This is a genomic window from Mesorhizobium sp. M1A.F.Ca.IN.020.06.1.1 (assembly GCF_004023265.1).
Classification (GTDB): Bacteria; Pseudomonadota; Alphaproteobacteria; order Rhizobiales; family Rhizobiaceae; genus Mesorhizobium.
This window is the reverse complement of the sequence record NZ_RZSR01000842.1, coordinates 1-2667: the sequence shown is the minus strand read 5'-3', so window position 1 is coordinate 2667 and position 2667 is coordinate 1. Positions and strand designations below refer to the sequence as shown.

General features: G+C 64.8%; 3 protein-coding genes and 1 pseudogene. All 4 read left to right on the top strand.

Annotation, left to right across the window (positions count from 1 at the left end):
- Positions 1-180, top strand: a pseudogene (locus tag EOA60_RS27845) (amino acid deaminase); the annotation flags it as partial.
- Between the two features lie 34 nt (positions 181-214).
- On the top strand, positions 215-559 hold the full coding sequence (locus EOA60_RS27840) for a RidA family protein (RefSeq protein WP_095826090.1): 345 nt from the start codon (positions 215-217) through the stop codon (positions 557-559).
- Positions 560-568: 9 nt separating this feature from the next.
- Positions 569-1579, top strand: a complete 1011-nt coding sequence (locus tag EOA60_RS27835; protein WP_095826089.1) for a succinylglutamate desuccinylase/aspartoacylase family protein — start codon at positions 569-571, stop codon at positions 1577-1579.
- 36 nt (positions 1580-1615) lie between these two features.
- A partial coding sequence (locus tag EOA60_RS27830) for a hypothetical protein (RefSeq protein ID WP_128312235.1) occupies positions 1616-2667 on the top strand: 1052 nt, incomplete at its 3' end.

Below are 2667 nucleotides of genomic sequence, written 5' to 3'. Positions count from 1 at the left end.
GTCAAGCTCAACGATCAGCATGCCTTCCTGGCTCTCCAGCCTGGCGACGACATCGCGGTCGGCGACGTCATCGAATTCGGCATTTCGCATCCCTGCACCTGCCTCGACCGCTATCGCGTTATTTTCGGCGTGGATGAGACCGGTCGTGTGGCCCATGTCTTTCCGACCTATTTCGGCTGACCAGGCCTCCAAAAAGAACTCGAAAGGATCCGAGATGATCAAATACTTCCAGTCCGGCTCTCGCATGTCGCAGGCGGTGGTGTATGGCGGCATGGTGCATATAGCCGGCCAGGTCGCCAACGACCGCAAGGGGGGCATCGAAGCGCAGACCAGCGATGTTCTGGCCAAAGTCGAGGCGCTGCTGCATGAGGCCGGCAGCAGCAAGTCGAAGCTCGTGGCGGTCAACATCTTCCTGCCGCAGATCGGCGATTTCGACGCGATGAACAAGATCTACGATGCCTGGGTGGATCCCGAGCGCCTGCCGGCACGCGCCTGCGTCGAAGCGCGTCTGGCCGACCCGGACCTGCGCATCGAAGTCACCGCCGTCGCGGCCGCCTGAGAGGACAGCATGCATACCGGCCTTGTCCACACGCTCGATTTCGACCGCGAAGGCAAAACGCACGGCTATCTCAGCATTCCGTTCTCGGTCGACCGCTCACCCTATTTCCAGGTCAAGGTACCGATCTGCACCATTCGCAACGGGAAGGGTCCCTCACTGCTGCTGATGGCTGGCAACCACGGCGACGAGTATGAGGGCGAGCTGTCGCTGGCCAAGCTGATCCGCCGGCTCGATCCGGCCGCAATCAGCGGTCGCATCACAATCCTGCCGATGGCGAATGCGCCGGCGGTTATGGCCGCCAAGCGCTGCTCGCCGCTGGACGGCGGCAACCTCAACCGCGCGTTCCCGGGCGATCCGACGGGCACGCCGACCAGTCGGCTCGCCCATTTCCTGGAAACGGAACTGTTTTCCCGTCACGATGTCGTCTTCGACATCCATTCGGGCGGCACCTCGATGGAGCATCTGCCGACGGCGCTGGTCGAGCGCAATGCCGATGCCGAGCGCCATCGGCGGGGTGTCGAGCTAATGCGCGCGCTCGGGATGCCGTTCGGCTTCGTCGCAGACAACGGCCAGGCCTCGCCGACCTCGATGGGTGCCGCGCGCCGGGCTGGCGCCATCGGCGTCAGCGGCGAATTCGGCGGCGGCGGAACCGCTACCGTCAATTCGATGACGCTTACCGCTCGCGCGCTCGATCGCCTGATGGTCGAGCTGGGCGTGGTCGCGGCGCCGGTGCTCACATCGGACGCAGAGCCGGCGAAGCCGACGCGGTTGCTTTCGCTGTCGAGGCACAGCCAGGGCATCTACTCGACGCGGCGCGGCTGGTTCGAGCCTGCGGTCCGCCTCGGCGACAGCGTCAGTGCTGGCCAGCTGGCGGGATGGTATCACGATCTCGAACGGCTGGAGCTTGCCGAGGAGGCGATACGTTTCTCCGAAAGCGGCATCGTGCTGTCGCGCCGGCTGCACACCATGTGCGAGGCGGGCGACTGCCTGATGCAAGTGGCCGAGCCGGTCGAAGGCTGACGCCGGCCCGGAAGGGACGAAGAACCGAAGATGAGCATGCAGCTTTCGATGTGGACCTATCCCTGGGACATTCAGGATCTCGGCCTGGAGACGGTCGAGCGCGATATTGTCCAGCGCGCCGGCCTCAACATGATCAGCCTGGCCACCTCCTATCATGCCGGTCGCTTCCTGCAGCCGCGTAGCCCGCGGCGAAAAGCCTATTTTCCAGAGGATGGCACCATCTATTTCAAGCCGTCAGCGGCGCGATGGGCCGACCTCGCCATCCAGCCCAAGGTCGCGGATGTGATCAGCGAAGGCGGCGACGTGCTTGGCCAACTCGTCCGCCGGCGGGAACAGGGCGGCCCCGGGGTCTCTTGCTGGACGGTGTGCCTGCACAACACCCGCCTCGGCATGCTTCATCCCGAGGCGGTCACTCGCAACGCCTTCGGCGATCCCAACTATTACAATCTCTGTCCCTCGCATCCCGACGCGCGCGCCTATGTCCGGGCGCTGGTTGCGGACATCTCGCACGGCTACAAACCGGACAGGATCGAACTCGAAAGCCCTTCCTTCATGGGATTTGCCCATGAGTACCATCACGAAAAGGACGGCGTCGGCCTCACGCCCGAGGAGGATTTCCTGCTGTCGCTGTGCTTCTGTCCCTCCTGTGTCGATCGCGCAGCCAAAGCCGGGGTCAACGCCGAACCGGCGCGAGCGCTCGTCCGGCAATGGATTGTCGAGACCTGCGAGCGCGCAGTGCCGGAGCGGCGCTTCCCCAGCTTTCCAGCGAGCGGACTCGAGGTTTTCGGGCCATGGCCGGAGCTACACGCCTATCTGGTCTGGCGCTTCGAGCCGGTGACCAGTCTGATCGCCGAGCTGCGCGAGGTGGCGCATCCGGTCACCAAGGTCCTCATCATCGACCTCAAGGAAGGCTGGCTGGGCGGCTGCGATCTGGCGGCTGTCGGCAAGGTCTGCGACGGGGCGATCCTGTGCGCCTATGACATGCAGGCCGAGGATGTCGCAAGCCTGGTGACGGACGGCCGCGCCGCGCTCGGCGCCGGCAAATTTCTCGGCACCGGCTACCGGCTTTTCTACCCGGAAATGGCGGG

Bases quoted from the DNA above. Each gene is read 5' to 3' on its own strand.
- EOA60_RS27840 (WP_095826090.1), top strand. From the start codon at position 215: ATGATCAAATACTTCCAGTCCGGCTCTCGCATGTCGCAGGCGGTGGTG.
- EOA60_RS27835 (WP_095826089.1), top strand. From the start codon at position 569: ATGCATACCGGCCTTGTCCACACGCTCGATTTCGACCGCGAAGGCAAA.